Here is a 24,671-nt window from a genome sequence, read left to right on the forward strand (position 1 = left end):
CGCTATTGCCGCAGGCTTTGGGGCCTGCGACTATAGCTTTTGTGACGCCATGCAGCACACGCCCCCTCTGGCCCCTGTGCATTTTCTACGCTATGACTGCACCGCTTTAAACAGGATCGATAGTCACATGACCACACGCGCGGGCTTTGTTGCCCTGATCGGCGAACCCAATGCGGGGAAATCCACTCTGACCAATCTGATGGTCGGGGCCAAGGTTTCCATCGTCACCCACAAGGTGCAGACAACCCGGGCCCGCATTCGCGGCGTGGCACTGGAAGGCGATGCCCAGCTGGTCTTTGTCGACACGCCCGGCCTGTTCAAACCCCGCCGTCGTCTGGACCGCGCCATGGTTGCTGCGGCCTGGGGCGGGGCGGCAGATGCCGATGTGGTTGTCTTGATGGTTGAAGCCCATCGCGGCATCACCGAAGGCGTGGAACGCATCCTCGAAGGGCTTGCAGAAATCGGCCAGGGCCGCACGGTTGCCCTAGCGATCAATAAAATCGACAAGGTCGAAGCCCCGGATCTTCTGTCCCTGACCAAGGATCTGAACGAACGCTATGAGTTTGCCGAAACCTTCATGATCTCTGCCGAACGCGGCCATGGTGTCGACGCGTTGCGCGGCTGGCTTGCAACCCAACTGCCCGAAGGACCCTGGCTGTATCCCGAAGATCAGATCGCCGATCTGCCAATGCGCATGATCGCGGCCGAAATGACCCGTGAAAAACTGACCCTGCGCCTGCATCAGGAGCTGCCCTACCAGCTGACGGTGGAAACCGAGAACTGGGAAGAGCGCAAAGATGGCTCCGCCAAAGTGGATCAGGTGATCTATGTGGTGCGCGACGGCCACAAAGGGATCGTCCTTGGTAAACGCGGTGAAACCATCAAAGCCATCAGCCAGGCCGCCCGCGCGGAATTGGAAGAGTTCATGGGCCGCAAGATCCACTTGTTCCTGCAGGTCAAAGTGCGCCCGAATTGGCTCGAAGAGTCCGAGCGTTATTCTGAAATGGGTCTCGATTTCAAAGACGGGAATTGACGAAAGCTGTGCGCCCTTTCATCTTTTCCCAAATACTTCCGCCGGAGGCTCCCGCAGGTTCAACCAGATGGGGCCTGTGTTGCAATAAACGATCAAGGACGCTCCATGGCCCGTCTCACTGCTGAATTCTGGGTCCAGGCCTATCTGGCGCGCCTGCGGTTTCAGGACATCCCGGCCTTTGTCACCGCCCATGGCGATGACACGGCGGGCGCGGTTTTGGTCAAGCTGAACACATTGGACGGGGACGCGCAGGCTTTTCATCGCACCTATGATCTGATGAGCGGCGCGCGCACCTGGGATCAACTGGCCAGCGGCCCCGAAGGAGAGGTGGACGCCAGCATCCGCCGCCAGCAAGCGTTTGACCCGGATCTTTGGGTGATCGAGGTCGAAGACCGCCAGGGCCGCCACCTGTTGGACGAACCGGGATTGGAATAACCGATGGAGTGGCGGGACCAGGGATTTCTGATCAGTCAGCGCCGCCACGGGGAATCTTCGGTCATCATTGATGTCTTCACCCAAAGCCACGGCCGCCATTCCGGCGTGGTGCGCGGGGGGGCTGGGCGCAAGCTGGGTCCAATTCTGCAGCCCGGCGCGCAACTGGACCTGACCTGGCGGGCGCGTCTGGCGGATCAGCTTGGCAGCTTTAGCGTTGAACCCCTGCGCAGCCGGACCTATGCGGCGATTTCTGACCGAGTGGCGCTGGCGGGGCTCAATACGGTCTGCGCGCTTTTGCATTTCTGCCTGCCAGAGCGCGCGGCCCATCCAGCGCTTTATGAGAACACAAAATTCCTGCTCGACCTGTTGGAGCACCCCGAGGTCTGGCCGCTGGCCTATGTCAAATGGGAGCTGCAGCTTTTGGAGGAGGTGGGCTTTGGGCTTGATCTCAGTGCCTGTGCCGTGACGGGCAGCCTGCAGGATCTGGTCTATGTCTCGCCCAAGACGGGCCGTGCGGTGTCGCGGCAGGGCGCGGGAGAGTGGGCGGATCGGCTGTTGCCTCTGCCACCAGTGCTGCGCGGGGTGGGGGATGGTTCGCCTGCGGAAATCGCGCAGGCCTTGGGCACCACCGGGCATTTTCTGCAGCATCATGTGGCACCCAGCCTGGGCAACCGCGCGCTCCCAGAGGCGCGCGCGCGGTTTTTGACCGCTCTTAATCGACCGCGTTAAAGACCATTTCCTGACCGGCATCATTGCGCAGGATCAACACATTATCCAAAACCTCGGATTGGGTGATGGATTGCAGCAGAGTCAAAAAATCTTGCTCTTGGCTCAACGCGGGACAGGCGCGTTTTGTTGCAAGGATCGGCGACAGCGCAAACCAGGGATAAGGGGCGGTGTTCTGGGCTGCAAACCGGTTGCAGGGGGCGGCTCCCGATACAGCGCCATCTTCGCCAAATTCCATTGTCAGCGTTGCGGATGCTGGGGTGCCGTCAACTTCGGTCAGTCGCCACAGTATATCACCGGCACCATAGGCCGCGAGGGTCTCATCCGCGCTGCAGGCGGAGACACATGAAAATACGGAAAACACATAAAATAAACTGCGAAACACGGGAGATCACCTGTTGGCTTGGATGGTTGCGGCCAGGCGCGCGGCAATGGCGCGGCTGCCTTTTACGGAAGGGTGGATGCGGTCCAATGTATGAAAGCTTAAATCACCTTCGGGCACCAGATCCACCAGGGAAATGAAATGCAGGCCGGGGTCGTTGCCGGCAAATTCCGCAACTCGCTCCTCCATCATCGTGCCTTCATCGCGGCAGGATTCGATGGGGGAGCTGCGACCAGGGGTGCGCAGGTAGCCCACGTAGATCACCTGCGCTCCGGTGGCGCGTAATCGTGTCAACAGATCCGGAATCGCCCCCGTTTGCCCGTCTTCACTGACCAGGCGGTCGAGCTTGCGCGTGCAGCGGTGGCAGCCGCATCCGAGCCACAGATCATTGCCACCGCCGTTGACAACGATCCACTCCCACGGGCCTGCACGGAACTGTTTGGGAATGTTGAGACCCGCCGCACCCGAGACGGGCAGTTTGTAGATCATCCGGGCCGCAGTTGTGGCGCGGTTGATCACGGGTTCCCCAAGCTGGCGCGCCAACAGATCCGGCACCGCCCGGTCCGAAATCCCGTGCCAGGTCATCATGGAATCGCCGATGACCAAAATACGCGCCTCCGGCGCTTGCGCCGGGGTATCCGCACAGGCCATCAGGCTCAGCATCATCGCGAGCAGGGTTGAAAGCAGACGCGCCATAGGTGTGATGTAACATCATCGCACCGCCTCGTGGCATCACAACTTGGGCTGTGGCAAAAAAACGCCCGGCACCGTGATGACGGGCCGGGCTCAGTTTGGGATTAGAAACAGGTCAGGCCAGAAGACGGCGTGCAATAACCTGCGCTTGGATTTCGGCGGCCCCTTCAAAGATGTTCAGGATCCGCGCATCACACAGCACGCGTGAGATTTTATACTCCAGCGCAAAGCCGTTGCCGCCGTGGATCTGCAGGCCATTGTCTGCCGCAGCCCAGGCCACGCGCGCGCCCAACAGTTTGGCCATGCCAGCCTCAAGGTCGCAGCGGCGTCCGTGGTCTTTTTCCCAGGCCGAGAAATAGGTCAGCTGGCGCGCGACCATAATCTCTACCGCCATCATCGCAATCTTGGAGGACACACGTGGGAAGTTGATCAGGCTTTTGCCAAACTGCTTGCGGTCTTCGGCGTATTGCAGCGCAATATCCAGCGCCGATTGCGCAACGCCAATGGCGCGGGCGGCGGTCTGGATGCGGGCGCTTTCAAAGGTCTCCATCAGCTGCTTAAAGCCTTTGCCTTCTTCGCCGCCCAGCAGGTTTTCCCCTTTGACGTGGAAGCCGTCGAAGCCCAGCTCGTATTCTTTCATGCCGCGATAGCCAAGCACCTCGATCTCACCACCGGTCATGCCAGGTGTGGGAAACGGGTCTTCGTCCGTGCCGGGGGTTTTCTCGGCCAAGAACATCGACAGACCTTTGTGGTCGTCGGTATCGGGGTTGGTCCGCGCCAACAGGGTCATAACATGGGTGCGCGCGGCATGGGTGATCCAGGTCTTGTTACCGGTGATCTCATAATCGCCATCGGCGTTTTTCACCGCGCGGGTGCGCAAGGAGCCGAGGTCCGATCCGGTGTTTGGTTCCGTAAAGACCGCAGTTGGCAGAATCTCAGCCGATGCCAGACGCGGCAGCCAGCTTTCCTTTTGTGCGTCGGTCCCACCGGCAAGGATCAGCTCGGCCGCAATCTCGGACCGGGTGCCCAGCGAACCCACGCCAATATAGCCGCGCGACAGCTCTTCGGAGACCACACACATGGAGGCCTTGGACAGGCCAAGACCACCGAACTCTTCGGGGATGGTCAGGCCAAAGACGCCCATCTCCCCCAGTTCTTCGATGATTTCCAGTGGGATCAACTCATCCTTGAGGTGCCATTCATGGGCAAAAGGTTCGACCTTTTCCTGCGCATACCGGCGGAATTGTTCGCGGATCATCTCCAGCTCTTCTTCCAGGCCAGAAGCGCCAAACATGATCGCCGCTTGACCCTGTTCCTGGATCAGCTCTACCAGACGAGTCCGCGCCGCCGGGGAATTGCCAGATTGGATCAATGTCTGCACCGCATCGGTCATCCAGGCGGTGGTTGCATCAGCAGACAGGCCCAGATCCTGCAGGCGGATGATCTCACCCTGGTTCATCTGGATGCCACCCGCGATCTGCGCCAGATATTCGCCAAAGGCGATCTGGTGCAGCAGCTGTTCCATTTCACCAAACTTGCCCTCGGCCTGCAGTGCCTCGGCCCATTTCTGCATCTGCCGCAGCGCATAGACATAGGTGGCCAGCCACGACAGGCCGTGCGCGCCATATTGATGCGCCTCAACCAGCTTGCCCGACACACGCCCGTCCTCGGTCACTTGGTCTTTTACGGTTTTGGTTGCGCTGTCCAACAGCGCGTCAAGCGGCGCAACGGCGGCTCCGGTCACAGAGAGCAGATCCGGCAGAATGGTCGCGGTCATGGCAATGTCCTGTCCATCATGGGGCATGAATCAAATCCTTTATCGGCTGGCCCCTGTGTTAATTCATTTCGCAGTCGCAGCGCAACAAAAATTCACAGAATGCGGCAATTTGGTTTTAAAATTACGCATCCATTTTGCCCGTGCAGCACGAGATGGATGTGATACAGAGACCGTCATGGATACATTGATTTCGCTTATTTCACCGACGCAGATGGTCGTGGCCTTTGTGGTTGCGCTTGCGGCGGGCACGGTCAAAGGCATGGTTGGATTTGCTTTGCCGATGATTTTGATTTCCGGTCTCAGCTCTGTTTTGTCACCGGATCTGGCTTTGGCGGGCCTGATTTTCCCGACCTTGGTCACAAATGGTATGCAGGCCCTGCGCCAAGGGCGCGCGGCGGCGGTGGAGTCTGTTAAACGGTTCAAGGTTTTTCTTTTGGTTGGGCTGGTGTTTTTGCTGGCCAGTGCACAGCTGGTTCGGGTTCTGCCGCAAAGCGTGATGTTGTTGATTATAGGCGTGCCAGTGATGGGCTTTGCCTTGATGCAGATCGCCGGGCGCAACATCGTGTTGCACAGCGCCAACCGGCGGGTCGAAGCCTCGGTTGCCGCTGTTGCCGGTCTGATCGGTGGTGTTTCGGGTGTTTGGGGGCCGCCGACTGTGGCCTATCTGACCGCATTGGGCACGGAAAAAACGGAACAGATGCGGGTGCAGGGCGTGATTTATGGCTTGGGTGCAATTGCGTTGCTGTTTGCCCATATCGGGTCCGGCGTGGTCCGAGCTGAGACGGCACCGTTTTCGGTGGCGATGGTTGTGCCTGCTGTGATTGGCATGTGGATCGGCGGGAAACTGCAGGATCGGATCGATCAGTCTGCGTTCAAAAAGGCGACGCTTTGGGTGTTGTTGATTGCATCCGCCAATCTGATCCGACGTGCGGTGATGGGGTTTTAAGGAGAGCGTGATGGTGATGGAATGGGACCGTTTGCTGAATGCGGGATGTCTGTGTCGGCCTGATTTTCAACATCAGCCAGAGCGGCCGTTTTATCAGCAGGATTATGACCGGATCCTGTTCTCGGAGCCGTTCCGCAGGTTGGCGCAAAAGACCCAGGTGCACCCGTTGTATGACAATGATCATGTGCATCACCGGATGATCCATTCGATGGAGACCTCCAGCGTTGGGCGGTCATTGGGCATGGAAGTGGGCCAGCGGCTGGTCAACTTGGGGCGTCTGCGGGACGGGCAGCAACATCAAATGGCAGGTGTTGTTCAGGCGGCCTGTCTGGTCCATGACATCGGCAACCCGCCTTTTGGCCATTCTGGCGAGGAGAGCATTGGCGACTGGTTTGCCAAGCAGTTCCGATATGACACGGGGCTGGCCCAGGGGATCGCCACCGCGCATCGGAGTGAATTTGAAGCTTTTGAGGGCAATGCTCAGGGGTTTCGGATTGTCTCCAGCCTAGAACACGCCCGCCGCGACGGGGGGATGCGGCTGAGTTATGCAACCATTGGTGCCTTTGCCAAATACCCCTGCACAGCAGAAGCAAAACTGGCCAGCGATGCGGGCTATGTCGGGCTCAAGAAGTTTGGCGTCTTTCAAGGCGAGGTCGATCTGTTTGCCGAAGCCGCTGCAGCGCTTGGCCTGCCAGAAGAGGGCACAGGCTCAACACGGTGGTGGCGGCGTCATCCGCTGGCGTTCCTGGTCGAGGCGTCAGACGACATCTGTTACCGGATCCTTGATATCGAGGACGCGGCAACCGTGGGGGATTTGGATCGCGAAACGGTCACGGATGTGTTGGAGCAAATCACCGGCAAACCCAATGATCCTCGCTCAGCCGATATGCGGGTTCAGGACCGGGTTGGGCTGTTGCGGGCGCAGGCGATTGGCTCATCGATCCAGGCGGCGGTTGAGGCCTTCATTGACAATTACGATGCCATTATGGCGGGCACGTTCAACGACGGGCTGATCGAGGTTTCGAGCAAGGCACAGGCTTTCAAGAAGTTGAAAGACCTGTCAAACAATCGGATCTTTGTGGCGCGCCGCAAGACCGAGCTTGAGACATTGGGACACCAGGTGCTGCATATAGTGCTCGATCACTTCCATGAACTCTTCGTGGATCTGCGGGTCTGTGATTGGGATCAAGACCGTTTTTTGAGCAATCATGGCTATTGGGCCAAACTGATCCGCGCCGTGGATCTCGATTTGCGCAGCGTTGTGGATGACTATACGGCGGCCCATGCGCTGGGAGATTTTGTCTCGGGCATGACCGACCGCTATGCGGTGCGCGTGCGCGACATGGTCACCGGAACTTTGCCCAGCTGATTTCGGTCTCGCAGGAGTGAAGACCAAAAAACCCCGGCGCGGTGGCCGGGGTTTCTTTTTACTCGGTCAGACTAGCCTTAGCCAATTGCAGAGGCTTTTACGTCTTCATCGATGTAGGGCAGGTACTGTTCGAAGTTGTCCGAGAACATCTGAACCAGTTTAGCCGCCTGCGCGTCATAAGCGTCTTTGTCACCCCAAGTGCGGCGCGGATCCAGCAGAACCTCGGCGACACCCGGAACGGCAATCGGAACGTCAAAGCCAAAGTTCGGATCCTTGCGGAACTCTGCTTCGGCCAGCGAGCCGTCCAGCGCTGCGGTCAGCAGGCCACGGGTTGCTTTGATCGGCATGCGCGAACCGGTGCCATATGCGCCGCCGGTCCAGCCGGTGTTCACCAGCCAGCAGGTTGCGCCGTGCTGAGCGATCTTTTCACGCAAGAGGTTGCCATAGGCTTCTGGACGACGCGGCATGAACGGCGCGCCAAAGCAGGTGGAGAAGGTTGGTTCCGGCTCGGTCACGCCACGCTCGGTTCCGGCCACTTTGGAGGTGAAGCCAGACAGGAAGTGATACATGGCCTGCGCAGGCGTCAGACGTGCGATCGGAGGCAGAACGCCAAATGCGTCACATGTCAGCATGATGATGTTTTTCGGATGGCCCCCACGCGCGGTGCTGGATGCATTCGAGATGTAGTGCAGCGGGTAGGCGCAGCGCATGTTTGCGGTCAGGCTGTCGTCGTTGAAATCCAGCTCTTTGGTTTCTTCGTCAAACACCATGTTTTCGATCACGGTGCCGAACTTAGAAGTGGTCGCGTAGATTTCTGGCTCGGCTTCGGCGTTCAGGTTGATGGTCTTGGCATAGCAGCCGCCTTCAAAGTTGAACGTGCCGTTGTCCGCCCAGCCATGCTCGTCATCCCCGATCAGCACGCGATCCGGATCCGCAGATAGGGTGGTCTTACCGGTTCCCGACAGGCCAAAGAACACAGCCGTGTCGACCGGGTTGCCTTTGGCGTGGTTGGCAGAGCAGTGCATCGGCATGATGCCCTTTTCCGGCAGCAGATAGTTCAGCAGGGTAAAGACGGATTTCTTGTTCTCACCTGCGTATTCGGTGCCGCCGATCAGGATCAGCTTTTTGTCAAAGTTCAGCGCAATCACGGTCTCGGAACGGCAGTTGTGCTTTTCCGGGTTCGCTTGAAAGCTGGGGCTGTTGATGACGGTGAAATCCGCCAGGAAGCCATCCAGATCTTCGCGGTCGGGGCGGCGCAGCAGGTGACGGATGAACAGGTTGTGCCATGCCAGTTCTGTCACCATGCGTACGTTGATCGCATGCGCTGGGTCAGAACCACCCACCAGATCCTGAACAAAGAAATCTTTGCCCTTCATGTGTTCCAGCATATCGGCGTGCAGCGCGTCAAACCCTTCGGGGGTCATTGCGGCGTTGTTTTCCCACCAGATGCTGTCGGCAACACTGTCAGACTTTACAACGTGTTTGTCCTTGGGGGAGCGGCCTGTGAATTTGCCGGTGGTCACGAGGAACGCGCCGCCGTTGCCCAGGGTGCCTTCGCCGCGCTTGATCGCTGCTTCGATCAAAGCCGGTTCCATGAGGTTGTAATAGACATTTCCCAGACCCTCGATGCCCTGATCTTCGAGGCGGAATTGCGGGTTAACCCGACCGTATGTCATGTTCTGTGTCTCCTGTAGCGGCGAACAGCACGAATAAAATCTTCGTGCAATTGGGCAGAAAATAGTTGGACGCTAGTCCCGGTGCGGGAGGTCTTAACACGATGGTTTTGGGGAAGAATAGCGCCCTTTCGCGACGTTAGCGCCAACTGGAATACATTTAGCGCCACCATAGGCGCTTTCTTGCAAACAATGAGACACATAGGAAATTTTAGGCACGCGCTTGAAACAGTTTGTAAGGCGTTTGTGCACCACACTGTGCCAAAGAATTGCCCGATTCGTTAATGGGGATTGATTCGTCTCCATTTAAAAGCGAAAAAGGCGGAAAACCCAAATAACGAGCAGATAAGGGTGACCCTCATGTCAAAGATTGCACTAGTCGATGACGACAGAAACATCCTCACCTCCGTAGCCATGACGCTGGAAGCGGAAGGATTCGAGGTTGAGACCTATAACGACGGGCAGGCCGCGTTGGACGCCTTCAACAAAAAGCTGCCGGATATGGCGGTGCTGGACATTAAAATGCCGCGTATGGACGGTATGGACCTGTTGCAGCGCTTGCGCCAGAAAACCCAGATGCCGGTGATTTTCCTGACCTCCAAGGATGATGAAATCGACGAGGTTCTGGGCCTGCGTATGGGGGCAGACGACTACGTCAAAAAGCCGTTTTCGCAGCGGCTGCTGGTAGAGCGTATTCGCGCGCTCCTGCGTCGTCAGGAGGCCGTAAGCGGTGAAACCGTTGCGACCACGCCCGAGACCAAAGTGATGGAACGGGGCAACCTGCGGATGGACCCCTTGCGTCATGCGGTCAGCTGGAAAGGCGACGATGTCTCGTTGACCGTGACCGAATTCCTGCTGTTGCAAGCGCTTGCGCAGCGCCCGGGCTTTGTCAAAAGCCGCGATCAATTGATGGATGTGGCCTATGATGACCAGGTCTATGTGGATGACCGGACCATCGACAGTCACATCAAGCGTTTGCGCAAAAAGATGCGCAGTGTGGACTCAGATTTCTCCGCCATCGAAACCCTTTATGGAATCGGCTATCGTTACAACGAAGAGTAAGATCCACGGTTTGGGATCTTTAGGAGGCGTGGGCCCATGCGGGATACCGGGGTGAGCCAAAAGCGGCAATCCGCAGATGTTGTGCTGGGTGATGATTGGATTGCCCCGGCCACATCCGTGGAACAGGAAATGCAGGCGAAACGGGCACGGCGTGGGTTTTTCTCGCTGCGGGGGTCGCCATTGACGCGCAAGATCATCACGTTCAACCTGATTGCGATCACGCTGCTGGTGGCGGGTGTTCTGTATTTGAACGCATCGCGCAACAGTCTTGCCTATCAAAGCGCCGTCGCTCTTGTGTCTGAGGCCACGCTGGTTGCGGATGTGTTTGAAGCGCAGATCCCTGGCAGCGGCTCAGTGAACCTCGCGACATCCGATGGGATCGATGCCGCGCAGACATTGTCGCAAATCGACCTGCGCGCCGGGCTTGAGGTTCTGGTGTTTGATGCCCAGGGCAGTATGGTCACCCATTCCCAAGGCAGCAGCCAGGTCCGTGATGTTGTACAACCCGGCGCCACATCCGGCACCACAGTGTTTTCCGACGCATTGGGCAAGGTCTGGAGCCTAATCGACGGCGTCTTTGGTCAAAGCGACCGGTCCCCGCGCGCATCGCTTGAAACACAGGTCGCAGAGCTGGCAACCAGAACCTTGGATGGCGGGCAGGTCATACAGTCCGTTTTTGAACTGCCAGATGGTAAGGTTTTTGCCGCCTCGGCCCCGATCCTCAAAGGGGGAGAGCTTTTTGGCGTTGTGGCGCTTGCAACCCCGACCGGAGAGATCGAAGCGCTGGTTCGGGCCGGCCGCGAGCAAGTGTTGCAGCTGTTTGTGGTGGCCTTGCTGGTTTCGGTGGGTTTGAGCCTGGTGCTGGCGTCTACCATCGCAAATCCATTGGCTGACTTGGCTGAGGCGGCGGAACTGGGCCGCGACCGCAATGCGCGCAAAGTCAAATCCGGGAGGGTTCGCATCCCAGATCTGTCTGCCCGCCCCGATGAAATTGGCCGCCTGAGCCGCGCGCTGCGTGGCATGGTCAAGGCGCTTTACAATCGGATCGATGGCAACGAACAGTTCGCAGCCGATGTCGCCCATGAGATCAAGAACCCGCTGGCCAGCCTGCAGTCCGCCGTCGGCACCTTGCGAATGGTCAAACGCGATGACCAGCGTGAAAAACTGCTGGAAGTGATTGAACATGATGTGCGTCGGCTGGACCGGTTGGTTAGTGACATCTCCAATGCCTCACGACTGGATGCAGAGCTGGTCAAGGAAGAGGAAGAAGAGTTCGATCTGCTGAATATGCTGGGCAATCTGAACCAATATCTGGGCGAAGATGCACGGGCAAAGGGGATCGACTACATTACAGATCTGCCGCCACAGCCGATCCTGCTGCACGGGCTTGAGGCGCGGTTGGCGCAGGTTTTTGTCAATCTGATCACCAATGCGATTTCATTCTGCGAAGACGGCGATGCCATTCGCGTCTGGGCGCGGCGCCGGGACAATCGGGTACTGGTTGTGGTCGAAGACACGGGCCCCGGCATCCCGGAACAAGCTCTGACCAAAGTGTTCAAGCGGTTCTACTCGCAGCGCCCGGACGAGCATTTTGGCAATAACTCAGGCCTGGGCCTGGCGATCTCCAAGCAGATTGTTGAGGCACATGGCGGTGTGATCTGGGCCGAAAACATCCGTCCCACCGAAGCGGACATGACGTCTGATCCTTTGGGCGCTCGGTTTGTGGTCGGCTTGCCCGTGTAAACCGCGATGAAACCGCGGGTTCTTCATGCATCCTGCGTGGTCTTTGGGGGCCGCGCGGTGTTGATCTTGGGGGCGTCGGGCAGTGGAAAATCAAGCCTTGCGCTGCAGTTGCTGGCCTATGGTGCCACGCTGGTGTCCGACGATCGGACCGAGGTTATGTGCGAAGGCCATCAGCTGGTTGCAAAGGCACCCGCGGCGATCTCGGGCCTGATTGAGGCCCGAGGGCTTGGTATCTTGCGGGCGGAGACCTGCGAAAAGGCCACGGTTTGCGCAATCGTTACGATGGACGAGATTGAGACCGAGCGTTTGCCGCCGAAACGATGTATGGACATCCTGTCGGTGGCGGTTCCGGTCTTTCACAAGGGAGAGAGCCCGTCTTTTGCTGCTGGTGTGCTGCAATTCCTCAAAGGCGGAGCTTTGGATCCTGATGGGCACCCGTGAACAGACGCGGTTAAAGGTTGTTTTGGTGACGGGCCCTTCGGGGGCCGGACGGACCACGGCCATCAACGTGTTGGAAGACCTCGGATATGAGGCGATTGATAACCTGCCATTCAGCCTGCTGCCCGGTGTGGTTGACAGCGCGCCGGGGGATCGACCGCTTGCCCTGGGATTGGACAGCCGCAACCGCGATTTCTCTCCCACAGCTTTGCTGGATGCAATCAGCCTGATTGCCCAACGCCAAGATGTGGAATTGAGCGTCCTTTATATGGATGCACGCGCCGAAGTTCTGTTGCGCCGCTTCTCGGAAACCCGCAGGCGCCATCCGATGGCACCGGCAGAATCTCCGGAAATTGGCGTGCGCCGTGAGCTGACCCTGATGGCTGAGATCCGCGAACGGGCGGATATCCTGTTGGACACGTCTGACATGAATGTGCATCAGGCGCGGGAAGAGATCGAAAACATATTTGCCCCCGAAGGGCGCACCCTGGCGGTTTCGATCCAAAGCTTTTCCTATAAACGCGGCGTGCCCTATGCGGCGGATCTGGTGTTTGACTGCCGGTTTTTGAACAACCCCTATTGGGTGCCAGAACTGCGCGGGCTGGATGGGCGCGATACGCCGGTGCAAAACCATGTCAAAGGCGATTCGCGCTTTGATGCGTTCTTTGACAAGGTGCTGGACATGACTCGTTTTCTCTTGCCGGCCTACCAAGAGGAGGGCAAGTCGCATTTGTCGATTGCCTTTGGATGTACAGGAGGCCAACATCGTTCCGTCACACTGGCGGAAACTCTTGCGAAGGCCCTTGCAGAAGACGCGCCGCAGGTGTCAATTAGACATCGCGAGCTGCAAGGCTAGCAGAACGGAATGAGGCCGATTTGATCGGAATAGTAATCGTCGCCCATGGTGGCTTAGCGCGGGAGTATCGCGCTGCGGTAGAGCATGTTGTTGGCCCTTTGCCTTCATTGTTAACCGTAGCGATTGGTCCAGAGGACGACCGAAGCGCCAAACAGAATGAAATTTGCGCCGCCGCGGATCAGGTTGATTCCGGTGGGGGTGTTGTTGTGGTCACGGATCTATTTGGAGGTTCGCCGTCGAATCTGTCATTGCGGGCCTGTCAGCCATCAAACCGGCGCATTCTTTATGGGGCCAATTTGCCAATGCTGATTAAATTGGCAAAATCCCGCGACCTTCCGGTTGCCGACGCGGTGCGTCAGGCCATGGAAGCTGGGCGCAAGTATATCAACACTCAGAACATTACCCCAGAAGGGGAACAGGCGCAGTAGATGGTTCAAAAAACGCTCAAAATCGTGAATGAAAAAGGTCTGCATGCGCGGGCATCAGCAAAGCTGGTGGAGGTCGTCGAAGGCTTTGACGCCAGCGCCGAAGTCTCAAAAGACGGTATGTTCGCATCCGGTGATAGTATCATGGGGCTTTTGATGTTGGCAGCCTCCAAAGGAACGACTATTGACGTCGAAACTTCGGGCCCCGACGCAACCGCCCTTGCCGAAGCTTTGGAAGCGCTGGTCGCTGACAAATTCGGTGAAGGGTTTTAAGACCGGGACCGGCAGCAGAAGACGGGACGACAAAATTGGCGGATACCGCACACGACAGCAATAGCCGGGGCAGCGCTCCGGCAGAGGCCAGCACCGGAGAGGTTTATGACCGCCGCACGCTGACCTATGCGAATTCCTTTGACGATCGCTGGACGTCTTTGGCCATCAAAACCATGGAATGGCTGACCGGCAAGTTGACCATTTTGCGGATGGTCAAGAAATTCGAGAAGCAGAACGCGCTGTATCGCGGTCAGCGCTTCTGGCGCGGTGCGCTGAATGTGATGGGCATTGAGCTGACAACACCGCAGGCACAAATCGACAAGATCCCGACCGAAGGTCCGGTGGTTGTGGTGGCCAACCACCCTCATGGGATGGTCGACGGCATGATATTTGCCGACATCATTGGGCGCGTGCGTGAAGATTACCGGATCCTGACACGCTCGGTTCTGACGGGGCTGGATGAGGCGGCGACGTCATTTATGATCCCGGTGCCTTTCCCGCATGATCCAGATGCGCAACGCAAAATGGTCGAAATGCGGGCCAATGCCATGGCGCATCTGAAAGCAGGCGGTGTTGTGGCGCTGTTCCCCTCGGGCGTTGTCAGCTCGTCAGACAGCTGGTTTGGTCCGGTGATTGAACGGGAATGGAATGTCTTTACGGCGCAGATGATCCGCCGTTCGGGCGCGCGTGTGGTGCCGATGTTCTTTCCGGGTTCAAATTCGCGCTGGTATCAGATTGCTTGCCAGGTCTCGCCGATTTTGCGCCAGGGGCTTTTGCTGCATGAGATCGTGCGCTCTTGTAACAAACCGCAAGCGCCTGTTGTTGGCGAACCTTTGAGTGACGCGCAAATGGAGATGCTGCAAAGCGATCCGCGCGGGTTTATGGCCTGGCTGCGCGAACACACTTTGGCTTTGGGTCAGGGCAAAGCCTGAACCAAAGCGCCCCTGGACCAAAGCGCCAAGGGGCGCCTGCGGGATTTGAGTATTTTTGAAAAGATGAAAGGGGCGGGGGCGCAGTGGGCCACCGCCTTTTTTGTGATCAGCGGGTTGGGACGGGCGTCTCACCACGGTAGTCGTAGAAACCGCGCTGGGTTTTACGGCCGAGCCAGCCGGCCTCGACGTATTTGGTCAGCAGTGGGCAGGGGCGGTATTTGGTATCGGCCAGACCATCGTGCAGAACATTCATAATCGCCAGGCAGGTGTCCAGACCGATGAAATCAGCAAGCTCCAGCGGCCCCATTGGATGGTTGGCGCCCAGCTTCATGGATTGGTCAATCGATTCGACGTTTCCGACCCCTTCATAGAGCGTATAGACCGCTTCGTTGATCATCGGCATCAGGATGCGGTTTACGATGAAGGCGGGAAAATCCTCGGCGCTGGCAGCGGTTTTGCCCAGGCGTTCCACCACGGTTTTGCAGGCGGCAAAGGTTTCTTCGTCTGTGGCGATGCCGCGGATCAGTTCGACCAGTTGCATCACCGGAACCGGGTTCATGAAGTGAAACCCCATAAACCGCTCAGGGCGATCTGTTCGGCTGGCCAGCCGGGTGATCGAGATCGAGGAGGTGTTTGAGGTGAGAATCGTATTCGGTTTCAGATGTGGTTGCAGGTCTTCAAAAATCGCCTGTTTGACGGTTTCACGCTCTGTTGCGGCCTCAATCACAAGGTCAGTGGTTCCGACATCAGCCAAGGCAAGGGAGGCGCGAATACGTTTGGAGGCAGCATCCATTTCGGCCTGAGTGATCTTGTCCCGGCTGACCTGGCGGCTCATGTTTTTGTGAATCTGGCTGACAGCAGCATCCAGGGCTTGTTGGTTTACGTCATTTAAAACAACATCATAGCCCGAGAGCGCCATGACATGGGCAATCCCGTTGCCCATTTGGCCTGCGCCGATCACTCCGACGGATTGAATGTCCATACCACTGCCTTTCTGGTTTCTGCGTTGCAATAGTATCGGCGGTCAGCGCGGACGCAAGTGTCATCCGATCCGATTTAACGCAAATCCAAACATTAGCGAATTTGCAATTCTTCTGGCTCAGGGTGAGATTTGGGCGAAAACGGGTGAGAATTATGAGCTACGCAACGGGTAACGCGTCAGCATCAGACGTAGAAAACTGCCGCTATGGCGGATCGCGCTTGTCGGTTCGTGGGCCAGAGCGCCCCTTGGATCAGCCGTATCTGGCTTTCCTCGGCAGCACCGAAGTTTACGGACGCTTTATTGACACACCCTTTCCGGAGGATGTGGAAAAACTGTTGGGCATTCCTTGTGTGAATTTTGCGGCCGTTAACGGCGGTTTGGACAGTTATTTCTTTGACGCGACCCTGCGCGACGCGGCGGCGAACGCAGATGTGGCCATTGTTCAGGTGATGGGGGCGCAAAACCTGTCCAATGAGTTCTTCAAAGTGCACCCGCGGCGCAATGACCGGTTTCTGTGTGCCCATCCACAATTGCTGGCCCTGTTTCCCGAGGTGGATTTTACCGAGTTCCATTTTAACCGCCATCTTCTCAGCCATCTGGCCGGGTTGGATCCGGAACGGTTTATGGTGCTGCAAAAGCATCTGCAGGACACTTGGGTCACGCGCATGCGGGAGATGGTTCGCGGATTTGCTGGCGAGGTTGTTCTGCTGTGGTTGCGCTACAGTCTGAATCTGAGCGGTAGCTTTGCCCAAGAGCCAGTTCTGGTAACCCAGGAAATGGTCGGCACGTTGTGTGCAGAAGTCACGGATGTGATTGAGCTGGACGTGGCCACCGCGGGTGAGGCGGATGATGTGGCCGGGATGGCGGTGGAGCCACAGGATCTGCAATCCGCCCAGTTGATGCTGGGGCCGCGCGAACAGCATCGGATTGCCTGCTCGGTTGCGGAGCGTTTACAAGTTGTGATCTAGGCAGCCGAATGCCAGGGCTGAAATGAAAAAAGGCTCACAAAGATGCGAGCCTTTTTCCGTTTTTTCTTGGTGCGTTAGCCCAGCTTTTCCGTCAGCTCAGGCACGGCTTCAAACAGATCGGCAACCAGACCAAAATCGGCAACCTGGAAGATCGGTGCTTCTTCGTCCTTGTTGATTGCGACGATGATTTTGGAGTCTTTCATGCCGGCCAAGTGCTGGATCGCGCCGGAGATACCAACCGCGATGTAAAGATCAGGTGCCACAACCTTTCCGGTCTGACCAACCTGCCAGTCGTTTGGTGCAAAGCCTGAGTCAACCGCGGCACGGGATGCGCCAACAGCGGCACCCAGTTTGTCGGCCAGGGTTTCGATGATTTTGAAGTCCTCTTCGGACCCAACACCACGGCCGCCGGACACAACAACGCCAGCCGAGGTCAGCTCGGGACGGTCGCTTTCGGCAACTTTGTCTTCAACCCACTCGGACAGGCCCGGATTGTCTGCAGCTGCAATGGTTTCAACGGCTGCAGAGCCACCTTCGCCTGCGGCGTCAAAGGTGGATGTCCGGAAGGTGATGACCTTCTTTGCATCTGCAGATTTCACCACCTGAATGGCGTTGCCTGCATAGATCGGGCGTTCAAACGTGTCGCCATCCACAACGGCGGTCACATCAGACAGCACCATCACATCCAACAGTGCGGCAACACGGGGCAGGATGTTTTTGGCGTCTGTGGTTGCCGGTGCCACCACATAGGTGAAATCAGCAGCCAGACCAGCGATCAGCGCCGCGGTGGGTTCCGCCAGACGGTGACCCAGCGATGCGTCTTCGGCGACCAGAACTTTGGCCACGCCGTCGATTTTTGCAGCGGCTTCACCGGCTGCAGCCGCCGCGGCACCTGCGGCCAGAACGGTCACTTCACCCAAGCTTTTGGCCGCGGTGACGGCTTTGGCGGTCGCGTCCAGAGACAGTTCGCCATTGGTGACTTCTGCGAGAAGAAGAACAGACATTACACAGCCCCCGCTTCTTTGAGTTTCTCGACCAGCTCATCGACCGAGCCGACCTTGATCCCGGCGGCGCGCGCCTCGGGTTCTTTGGTTTCCACCACGGTCAGGCGCGGTGTGACATCAACACCAAAGTCAGCGGCTGTTTTCTCATCCAGCGGCTTTTTCTTGGCCTTCATGATGTTGGGCAGCGAGGCATAGCGCGGCTCGTTCAGGCGCAGGTCCACGGTCACGATGGCAGGCATCTTGACGCTGATGGTCTGCAGACCGCCGTCTACCTCACGGGTGACTTTGGCGGTGTCGCCTTCAACGTCCAGCTCGGACGCAAAGGTCGCCTGCGACCAACCCAGAAGCGCCGACACCATTTGGCCGGTTGCGTTCATGTCATTGTCGATCGCCTGCTTGCCTGCCAGAACCAGACCGGGCTGCTCTTCTTCGACAACTTTGGCCAGGATCTTGGCAACGGCCAGCGGTTCGATGTCCTGGTGCACGTCATCTGCAGCAACAACCAGGATCGCACGGTCTGCACCCATCGCCAGGGCGGTGCGCAGAGTTTCCTGTGCTTGCTTCACGCCGATGGAGACAGCAACAACTTCGTCGGCCTTGCCAGCTTCTTTCAGACGGATGGCTTCTTCGACGGCAATCTCGTCAAAGGGGTTCATCGACATCTTTACGTTTGCGAGATCAACACCGCTGCCGTCCGCTTTTACACGAACCTTCACGTTATAATCGATCACGCGTTTGACAGGTACGAGGACCTTCATGGGCGTTTTCTCCTTAACAATGTAGCCAGTCCAGAATTTGGGTGGCCGCTATGCTCTCGCAGCGTTGATAGCCGCTGCGTGCCCCGATCAACAGGGCAAAATCGTCATGTTGTGGTCTAGGGACGTCGCGTTTGCAAAAAACACGGCAAAAAAAACCTTGTTTCAGGGGTGTTTGCAGCCGTCAATGAGGTGCGACCTTCTGCGCAATAAAGTTACAGAGTTTGCGGATTTTTTGCAATATTCACAGTGTGTGAGTGATTCTGTTGCGCTGCGCCGCAGAATCAAGGAACTGCCAAAGGCGCTGAAAGTCAGCGGTTTGCACCAGGAACCCACAGCACATCCGCGGCACCATTATCATTGGCAATACGTGCGGCAACAAAGAACCAATCCGACAAGCGGTTCAAATAGGTCACAGCCACCGGGTTGATCGTTTCGACTGTGGCCAGTTCAGTGGCCAGACGTTCCGCGCGGCGCGCTACCGTGCGGCAGACATGGAGCTGCGCTGCCAGCGGAGAGCCGCCCGGCAGGATGAAGCTGCGCAACGGGCTGAGGTCGGCATTCATCGCATCGATCTCGGATTCCAGCCGATCCACCTGTGCCTGGGCCATCCGCAATGGTGGGTATTCGGCCTCTGCGTCTTTTTCCATTTCAGGGCGGCAAAGATCCGCGCCGAGATCAAACAGGTCATTTTGGATTCGCGACAGCGCGTCGTCGACCGCGCCCTCGGCTGCAAGGCGTGCAACACCGACAAACGCGTTCAACTCGTCCGAGGTGCCATAGGCATTCACGCGTGCATCATGTTTGGCCACACGATCCCCATTGCCAAGTGCGGTGTCGCCCTTGTCGCCAGTGCGCGTATAGATCTTGTTCAAAACCACCATGTTTACTGGCCTCCCTGATTGCGGAAATAAACAAAGCCTAATAGCGCAACGACCGCAATGAACTGGAACAGAATGCGTAGTCGCATCAGGCGGTTAGAGTTATTTTTATGGAATTTTCCTCCGGCACCAAAACTGCCGATTCCAAGGACCAACACAATGACGGTGACTCCTACGGCCAATAGGCCCAGGATATAGAATGGGTCGAGCATTATTCGTCCTTCTTTGAGACTGAGTTTGTAAAATTAATAAGTTGTTCGTGAATTTAATGAGTGAAATTTGGTTTGGCGACCGTTGTCCTATCGCAAACCCATCAAAATGCGGTCGATGGCGCGGGTGCCTAGGATGCGTTTCAGACGCCCGGCAATATGGGTGGGCGTGGTGACGTAATAGCGTGCGCGGGGGCGGCGGGCCTCACAGGCATGGGCCAGTTTTGCAGTCACCGCCGCGGCGGGCAATTCAAACCGGTCCGGGCCGTCACTGTGATAGAGCCGTTTCAGCAGCGTTTTTTCATAGAGCGCACGCAGGGAAGAGTTTTCCCAATCCACAAAACGTTCGAAATGCGGGATCGAGTTCTGGCGGATCTTGGAAGTCACCGGGCCGGGTTCAATCAACGAGATATGGATATTGGTATCCGCCAGCTCGACCCGCATGGTGTCGGTCAGCCCTTCCAACGCGAATTTGGTTGCCACATAGGCACCACGCCAGGGGAAGGCGACAAAGCCCAGGATTGATGAGTTGTGGATGATCCGACCGTGCCCTTGGGCGCGCATCACCGGCACAACGGCACGGGTCAGCGTGTGCCAGCCAAAGAAATTGGCTTCAAAAATCGCGCGCAGACCATCTGTGGGCAGATCCTCAACCGCGCCGGGCAAACCATGTGCGCCATTGTTAAACAGCACATCCAACGTGCCGCCGGTTTCGTTCAATACCATCTCAAGGCCTGCGTGAATGCTGGCCTCGTCGGTGTAATCGATACGTGGGCTGATAAACCCTTCGGCGCGCATCCGGTCACAGTCCCGCTGTTTGCGACACGAGGCAAAAACGGTCCAGCCTCGCTCTCGCATTCCACGCGCCGCATCCAAACCGATGCCCGAAGAGCATCCGGTGATCAGCAGTGTTTTTGACATGAAAGAGCCCTTTGACCAGATCCTGCCTGGAACTTATGGGGCTTTCTTGCTCAGCAGGGAAGCGGCAATCCAACCCACGCGGCCACTCTTGTCGACCTTAAGCCGCAGCCAGCCTGTTCCGCTGTCTTCGAGGACGATGACCTTGTCGTTGGCCAGCAGGCGGGTCAGGACCGAGTAATTGGTGCCGGGCCCCTGCCGCATATTGACCCGCGAAGCGCGCACAAACCGCACATCGGGGCCTTCAGGTTCAGGCCGAACGACCGGCTCAACCAGCGGCGCGACAGGTTGGGTTGTTATGGCAGACAGCCCGCCGTCCAGCGATACCAGCTGCAGCCCACCCGTGGGAATACGCCCGTCAAATCCAGCTGCAGATCCAAAAGCGTTGCCGATCTGGGTCAGGTTGTTGCGTGCAATCTCCTGGCGCAGGCCGGGATTCGCGGCTGGGCGTTCCGGTTGGGCGGCGGGCACCACCTCTTTTGAGGACAGTACAGGGGGTGGTGTGGCACGGGCCACCTGGATGGGTACGGCTTGCGTTTCACGTGCGACATTTACCGGTCCGACACGTTCCGCTGGGGCAAAATCGGCCCCGCCACTTAGCTCATAGAAAACGGCCCCTAGGCCCAAAAAACACACCACAACAAAGCGCATTGACATGACGCTCATCCCCCTGGAAACACACATAAAGTTGGCAGCTCGCAGGCGCTTTTACGCCGCGTGACCCAGCCTCCCCACACGAATCGACGGCTGGTGACATTCATTTAATCATATTTTAGCGATTCCCGCAGGGGAGAACGGGACGAATACTCCCCCAAGCGTGGAAACAAACTATTGATACTAGGCGGCCTCAATCAAAAGGATTGGATTAAAATCTGTGGACGGAATTCATGACCGCTTTACCCTGATCGGACGGGGCAGTATCACATTTCCATGACCGACCTGGTAGATGACCCCGACATGCCGTCCTCCCCGGAAGAGGGAGAAATCCTGGAACCTTTGCGCCGCGCCATTGGGGAGCGGTACCTGACCTATGCGCTCAGCACGATTATGCACCGGGCGCTGCCGGATGCGCGCGATGGGCTGAAGCCGGTGCACCGGCGGATCCTTTATGCGATGAACCGGCTGCGGTTGTCGTCCTCGGGTGGGTTCCTGAAATCGGCCAAGATCTCGGGCGATACGATGGGTGATTTCCACCCGCATGGGGACGCCGCCATTTATGATGCGATGGCGCGTCTGGCCCAGGATTTCAACGTGCGCTACCCGCTGGTGGATGGTCAGGGCAACTTTGGCAATATCGACGGCGATAACCCTGCGGCCTCGCGATACACCGAAGCGCGGATGACCTTTGTCGCTGAGGCGATGCTGGAAGGGCTGAACGAGGATTCGGTTGATTTCCGCGACAACTATGATGGCCGTCTGACCGAACCGGCGGTTCTGCCGGCTACCTTCCCGAATATTCTGGCCAATGGTGCGGCAGGGATCGCGGTGGGCATGGCGACCAATATTCCGCCCCATAATATCGCGGAACTGGTGGACGCCTGTATCCACCTGATCAAAACGCCCGGTGCCCATGATGATACGCTGCTGAACTATGTGCCGGGGCCGGATTTTCCGACCGGTGGCGTCATTGTCGAACCGCGTGAAAATATCGCCAAGGCCTACAGCACCGGTCGCGGTTCGTTCCGCCTGCGCTCTACTTACGAAGTTGAGGATCTGGGCCGTGGCCAGTGGCAGATCGTTGTGACCGAGATCCCGTATCAGGTTCAGAAGTCCAAGCTGATCGAAAAGATCGCCGAGCTGATCCAGACCAAGAAAGTGCCGATTCTCGCCGATATTCGCGACGAATCCGCAGAAGACATCCGTATCATCCTGGAACCGAAGTCCAAGAATGTGGATCCAGAGGTTCTGATGAACATGATGTTCCGTAACTCGGATCTTGAGACTCGGTTCAGCCTCAACATGAACGTGTTGATTGATGGGGTCACGCCCAAGGTCTGCTCGATGAAGGAGGTGCTGCGCGCCTTCCTGGATCACCGCCGCGATGTTCTGCAGCGCCGTGCCCGCCACCGGATGGAAAAGATCGACCACCGGTTGGAGGTTCTGGAAGGCTTTATCATCGCTTTCCTCAATCTGGATCGCGTGATCGACATCATCCGTTACGATGACGACCCAAAAGCCGCGTTGATGCGAGAAGACTGGAGTGTCGACCATCCCCGTGCCTTTAGCGAGGCCGAATATGTCACGCCCACAGACGGCGTTGGCGAGCTGACCGAGGTTCAGGCTGAGGCGATCCTCAACATGCGCCTGCGCTCTTTGCGCAAGCTGGAAGAGATCGAGCTGACCCGCGAACGCGACGCCCTGCGCGACGAGCGGGCCGAGCTGGTTGAGCTGTTGGGCTCGGAAGACATCCAGTGGACCCGCATCACCGAACAGCTGCGCGAGACCAAGAAAAAATTCGGCAAGGATTTCGCCGGCGGAGCCCGCCGCACACGCTTTGCCGAGGCGGCCGAGGTCGAAGAGGTGCCGCTGGAGGCGATGATCGAGCGGGAGCCGATCACCGTGGTGTGCTCCAAAATGGGCTGGATCCGTGCGATGACAGGTCATATCGACCTGAACCGCGAGCTGAAGTTCAAGGACGGCGACGGCCCGCGCTTTGTCTTCCATGCGGAAACCACCGACCGCCTGCTGGTCTTTGGTTCAAACGGGCGATTCTATACGCTGTCTGCGGCAAACCTGCCCGGTGGACGTGGCATGGGGGAACCTGTGCGCCTGATGGTGGATCTGCCCAATGAGGTCGAAATTGTCGACCTTCTGATCCACAACCCCGAAGGCAAGCTGCTGGTCGCCTCAGACTCGGGCAACGGATTTATCTGCGCCGAAAAAGAGATCGTCGCCCAGACCCGCAGCGGCAAACAGGTGTTGAACGTCAAGGACGAGGACCGCGCCAAGCTCTGTATCCCGGTGACCGGCGATCACGTCGCCGTAGTCTCAGAGAACGGCAAGTTCCTCGTCTTCTCGGTCGAAGAAATGCCGGAACTCAACCGCGGCAAAGGCGTGAAACTGCAGAAATACAATATGGCCCGCGGCAAACAGGGCGCTCTGGAGCTTGATGGCGGCTTGTCGGATATCACAACCTTCAACTGGGAAGAGGGGCTCAGCTGGGAGATGGGCGGCGGCAAGACCCGCCATGAACCGGATCTGAGCGAATGGCTTGGGAAACGGGCCAGCGTCGGTAAGCGGCCCCCCTATGGTTTCCCACGCAACTACAAGTTCAAGTAATCGCTTCACATGTGACCCGTGCGCCACCCGGCGCGCGGGTTTTTACTGTGAGCCTCTTTGCGAAGGCGGCCAAAGCTCGTTAAACCTTTGCCAAAATTGACGTCTAAAGGACTGGACCATGGCCCGACTGTTTACTGTGCTTGCGGGGTTGCTGATGCTGGCGGCCTGTGGCGCAACCCAATTGGATGAAACACCAGAAGACCTGGGCGCATTCAAAGCCCGCATCCTGCATGTCTATACGGAAAAAGCACTGCAATGGCCGTTGTCCCGCGACGCCGATCAAAGCGAATGGACCGAGCCGATGCAGCGCGCGTTGACGGCGCGTCTGGGACGCTATCAGGGCGCGCAGGAATATGATGTAGCGGTGACGCTGGAAGGCTTCATGCTGGCTCCGGGCGGGGTGCCGATCCTGTTCTCTCCCAAAAGCGTGGCGGTGGTGAACGTCTTTGTTTATGACGTCAAAGGCGCGTTGTTCCTGGCCGAAAAAGTCCAGATGGAGATCTTTGAAGACACTACAGGCGAAAGCGCGCTGCTGGGCTCTGGCCACAGCCGCACCAAACAGGAACAGATCGATGGTCTTGCCCTGAATATTGCCGACAAAATCGAAGAATACATCGCCGAAAAACACGCCGAAGAGGGCTGGTTCAACCCGCGCGCCGCAGATGCGGCGGCTGATGCAGACGTACAACAGGCAGGCTAGACGTCGCAGCAGACAGGAAGCGACTTGATTTTTGTGCGCAAACCAAATAAGCCGCGCGCGCAGAGGAAACCGGGTCATGGATGACCCCCCAATTTTCAAAAGGGCGCCTAGAGAATGGCAAAGGAAAAGTTTGAGCGTACAAAACCGCACGTCAACATCGGCACCATCGGCCACGTTGACCACGGTAAAACCACGCTGACCGCAGCGATCAC

27 protein-coding genes are annotated in these 24,671 nt (G+C 57.7%); 16 read left to right on the forward strand and 11 right to left on the reverse strand.

Going from position 1 to position 24,671, the window contains the following annotated elements; translation table 11 throughout:
- The first annotated feature begins 127 nt into the window (after positions 1-127).
- The 3 genes from era to recO all read left to right on the forward strand — a co-directional run bounded on the left by era (position 128) and on the right by recO (position 2,197).
- Positions 128-1,033 carry a GTPase Era gene (gene era / locus GFB49_RS09450; protein ID WP_153215602.1) on the forward strand — a complete coding sequence of 302 codons (906 nt, stop codon included), beginning with the start codon at positions 128-130 and terminating at the stop codon, positions 1,031-1,033.
- 105 nt (positions 1,034-1,138) lie between these two features.
- Entirely contained in the window at positions 1,139-1,468 is a 330-nt protein-coding gene (locus tag GFB49_RS09455; RefSeq protein WP_153215603.1) for a DUF1491 family protein, read from the forward strand.
- Positions 1,469-1,471: 3 nt separating this feature from the next.
- Positions 1,472-2,197 carry a DNA repair protein RecO gene (gene recO, locus GFB49_RS09460; protein ID WP_153215604.1) on the forward strand — a complete coding sequence of 242 codons (726 nt, stop codon included), beginning with the start codon at positions 1,472-1,474 and terminating at the stop codon, positions 2,195-2,197.
- Here the strand turns inward: recO and GFB49_RS09465 are convergent.
- From GFB49_RS09465 to GFB49_RS09475, 3 genes are all read right to left on the reverse strand, one after another.
- Positions 2,181-2,579: an META domain-containing protein gene (locus GFB49_RS09465; protein WP_343032532.1), complete on the reverse strand. Its 399-nt coding sequence runs from the start codon at positions 2,577-2,579 to the stop codon at positions 2,181-2,183. The two genes, recO and GFB49_RS09465, sit on opposite strands and share 17 nt — an antisense overlap.
- Positions 2,580-2,585: 6 nt before the next feature.
- The gene (locus GFB49_RS09470; protein ID WP_153215605.1) at positions 2,586-3,272 is read right to left on the reverse strand and encodes an SGNH/GDSL hydrolase family protein; all 687 of its coding nucleotides are present in this window, start codon (positions 3,270-3,272) and stop codon (positions 2,586-2,588) included.
- A gap of 112 nt (positions 3,273-3,384) precedes the next feature.
- On the reverse strand, positions 3,385-5,073 hold the full coding sequence (locus GFB49_RS09475) for an acyl-CoA dehydrogenase family protein (RefSeq protein ID WP_153215606.1): 1,689 nt from the start codon (positions 5,071-5,073) through the stop codon (positions 3,385-3,387).
- Between the two features lie 148 nt (positions 5,074-5,221).
- On the opposite strand from GFB49_RS09475, the gene GFB49_RS09480 reads away from it, so the two are divergent.
- Positions 5,222-5,992, forward strand: a complete 771-nt coding sequence (locus tag GFB49_RS09480; protein WP_153215607.1) for a sulfite exporter TauE/SafE family protein — start codon at positions 5,222-5,224, stop codon at positions 5,990-5,992.
- Positions 5,993-6,008: 16 nt separating this feature from the next.
- The gene (gene dgt, locus GFB49_RS09485; RefSeq protein ID WP_153215649.1) at positions 6,009-7,361 is read left to right on the forward strand and encodes a dGTP triphosphohydrolase; all 1,353 of its coding nucleotides are present in this window, start codon (positions 6,009-6,011) and stop codon (positions 7,359-7,361) included.
- 77 nt (positions 7,362-7,438) lie between these two features.
- On the opposite strand, the gene GFB49_RS09490 is transcribed toward dgt, so the two are convergent.
- Positions 7,439-9,037 (reverse strand): phosphoenolpyruvate carboxykinase, encoded by a 1,599-nt coding sequence (locus tag GFB49_RS09490; RefSeq protein ID WP_153215608.1) that lies wholly within the window; start codon positions 9,035-9,037, stop codon positions 7,439-7,441.
- Positions 9,038-9,394: 357 nt separating this feature from the next.
- Between GFB49_RS09490 and GFB49_RS09495 the strand changes: the two genes are divergently transcribed.
- Genes GFB49_RS09495 through GFB49_RS09525 form a run of 7 tightly spaced genes read left to right on the forward strand, consistent with a single transcriptional unit; the run spans position 9,395 to position 14,763 of the window.
- Complete coding sequence (locus GFB49_RS09495; RefSeq protein ID WP_153215609.1) at positions 9,395-10,096, forward strand: response regulator transcription factor; 702 nt, start codon at positions 9,395-9,397, stop codon at positions 10,094-10,096.
- Between the two features lie 36 nt (positions 10,097-10,132).
- Positions 10,133-11,839, forward strand: coding sequence for a sensor histidine kinase (locus GFB49_RS09500; protein ID WP_153215610.1), 1,707 nt, complete (start codon positions 10,133-10,135; stop codon positions 11,837-11,839).
- 6 nt (positions 11,840-11,845) lie between these two features.
- Positions 11,846-12,280, forward strand: coding sequence for an HPr kinase/phosphorylase (locus tag GFB49_RS09505; protein ID WP_153215611.1), 435 nt, complete (start codon positions 11,846-11,848; stop codon positions 12,278-12,280).
- On the forward strand, positions 12,267-13,133 hold the full coding sequence (gene rapZ, locus GFB49_RS09510; protein WP_153215612.1) for an RNase adapter RapZ: 867 nt from the start codon (positions 12,267-12,269) through the stop codon (positions 13,131-13,133). Before GFB49_RS09505 ends, rapZ begins: the two co-directional genes overlap by 14 nt.
- Before the next feature lie 20 nt (positions 13,134-13,153).
- Positions 13,154-13,561, forward strand: coding sequence for a PTS sugar transporter subunit IIA (locus GFB49_RS09515; protein WP_153215613.1), 408 nt, complete (start codon positions 13,154-13,156; stop codon positions 13,559-13,561).
- Positions 13,562-13,831, forward strand: a complete 270-nt coding sequence (locus GFB49_RS09520) for an HPr family phosphocarrier protein (RefSeq protein WP_153215614.1) — start codon at positions 13,562-13,564, stop codon at positions 13,829-13,831.
- A 35-nt stretch (positions 13,832-13,866) separates the two neighbouring features.
- Entirely contained in the window at positions 13,867-14,763 is an 897-nt protein-coding gene (locus tag GFB49_RS09525) for a lysophospholipid acyltransferase family protein (RefSeq protein WP_153215615.1), read from the forward strand.
- Positions 14,764-14,869: 106 nt separating this feature from the next.
- Here the strand turns inward: GFB49_RS09525 and GFB49_RS09530 are convergent, their stop codons facing one another.
- Positions 14,870-15,745 (reverse strand): 3-hydroxybutyryl-CoA dehydrogenase, encoded by an 876-nt coding sequence (locus GFB49_RS09530; protein ID WP_153215616.1) that lies wholly within the window; start codon positions 15,743-15,745, stop codon positions 14,870-14,872.
- A 152-nt stretch (positions 15,746-15,897) separates the two neighbouring features.
- Here GFB49_RS09530 and GFB49_RS09535 point away from each other — a divergent pair, with 152 nt between their 5' ends.
- On the forward strand, positions 15,898-16,713 hold the full coding sequence (locus GFB49_RS09535; RefSeq protein ID WP_153215617.1) for a DUF6473 family protein: 816 nt from the start codon (positions 15,898-15,900) through the stop codon (positions 16,711-16,713).
- Between the two features lie 74 nt (positions 16,714-16,787).
- Here GFB49_RS09535 and GFB49_RS09540 read toward each other — a convergent pair whose 3' ends face one another.
- The 6 genes from GFB49_RS09540 to GFB49_RS09565 all read right to left on the reverse strand — a co-directional run bounded on the left by GFB49_RS09540 (position 16,788) and on the right by GFB49_RS09565 (position 21,137).
- Positions 16,788-17,717: an electron transfer flavoprotein subunit alpha/FixB family protein gene (locus GFB49_RS09540; protein ID WP_153215618.1), complete on the reverse strand. Its 930-nt coding sequence runs from the start codon at positions 17,715-17,717 to the stop codon at positions 16,788-16,790.
- Positions 17,717-18,475, reverse strand: coding sequence for an electron transfer flavoprotein subunit beta/FixA family protein (locus tag GFB49_RS09545; protein ID WP_153215619.1), 759 nt, complete (start codon positions 18,473-18,475; stop codon positions 17,717-17,719). The genes GFB49_RS09540 and GFB49_RS09545 overlap by 1 nt, the downstream gene beginning before the upstream one ends.
- A gap of 308 nt (positions 18,476-18,783) precedes the next feature.
- Positions 18,784-19,356, reverse strand: a complete 573-nt coding sequence (locus tag GFB49_RS09550) for a cob(I)yrinic acid a,c-diamide adenosyltransferase (protein WP_153215620.1) — start codon at positions 19,354-19,356, stop codon at positions 18,784-18,786.
- Between the two features lie 2 nt (positions 19,357-19,358).
- Complete coding sequence (locus tag GFB49_RS09555) at positions 19,359-19,565, reverse strand: twin transmembrane helix small protein (RefSeq protein WP_153215621.1); 207 nt, start codon at positions 19,563-19,565, stop codon at positions 19,359-19,361.
- Between the two features lie 87 nt (positions 19,566-19,652).
- Positions 19,653-20,483, reverse strand: coding sequence for an SDR family NAD(P)-dependent oxidoreductase (locus GFB49_RS09560; protein WP_153215622.1), 831 nt, complete (start codon positions 20,481-20,483; stop codon positions 19,653-19,655).
- A 33-nt stretch (positions 20,484-20,516) separates the two neighbouring features.
- Positions 20,517-21,137 carry an SH3 domain-containing protein gene (locus GFB49_RS09565; RefSeq protein ID WP_246149659.1) on the reverse strand — a complete coding sequence of 207 codons (621 nt, stop codon included), beginning with the start codon at positions 21,135-21,137 and terminating at the stop codon, positions 20,517-20,519.
- Positions 21,138-21,410: 273 nt separating this feature from the next.
- On the opposite strand from GFB49_RS09565, the gene GFB49_RS09570 reads away from it, so the two are divergent.
- From GFB49_RS09570 to GFB49_RS09580, 3 genes are all read left to right on the forward strand, one after another.
- Positions 21,411-23,759 (forward strand): DNA topoisomerase IV subunit A, encoded by a 2,349-nt coding sequence (locus GFB49_RS09570; RefSeq protein WP_153215623.1) that lies wholly within the window; start codon positions 21,411-21,413, stop codon positions 23,757-23,759.
- Between the two features lie 118 nt (positions 23,760-23,877).
- Positions 23,878-24,459: a hypothetical protein gene (locus tag GFB49_RS09575; RefSeq protein WP_153215624.1), complete on the forward strand. Its 582-nt coding sequence runs from the start codon at positions 23,878-23,880 to the stop codon at positions 24,457-24,459.
- Positions 24,460-24,573: 114 nt separating this feature from the next.
- Positions 24,574-24,671: GTP-binding protein (locus GFB49_RS09580; protein WP_038034850.1), on the forward strand; the 98-nt coding region annotated here is incomplete at its 3' end.

The sequence above is a fragment of the Tritonibacter litoralis genome (assembly GCF_009496005.1).
Classification (GTDB): Bacteria; Pseudomonadota; Alphaproteobacteria; order Rhodobacterales; family Rhodobacteraceae; genus Epibacterium; species Epibacterium litoralis.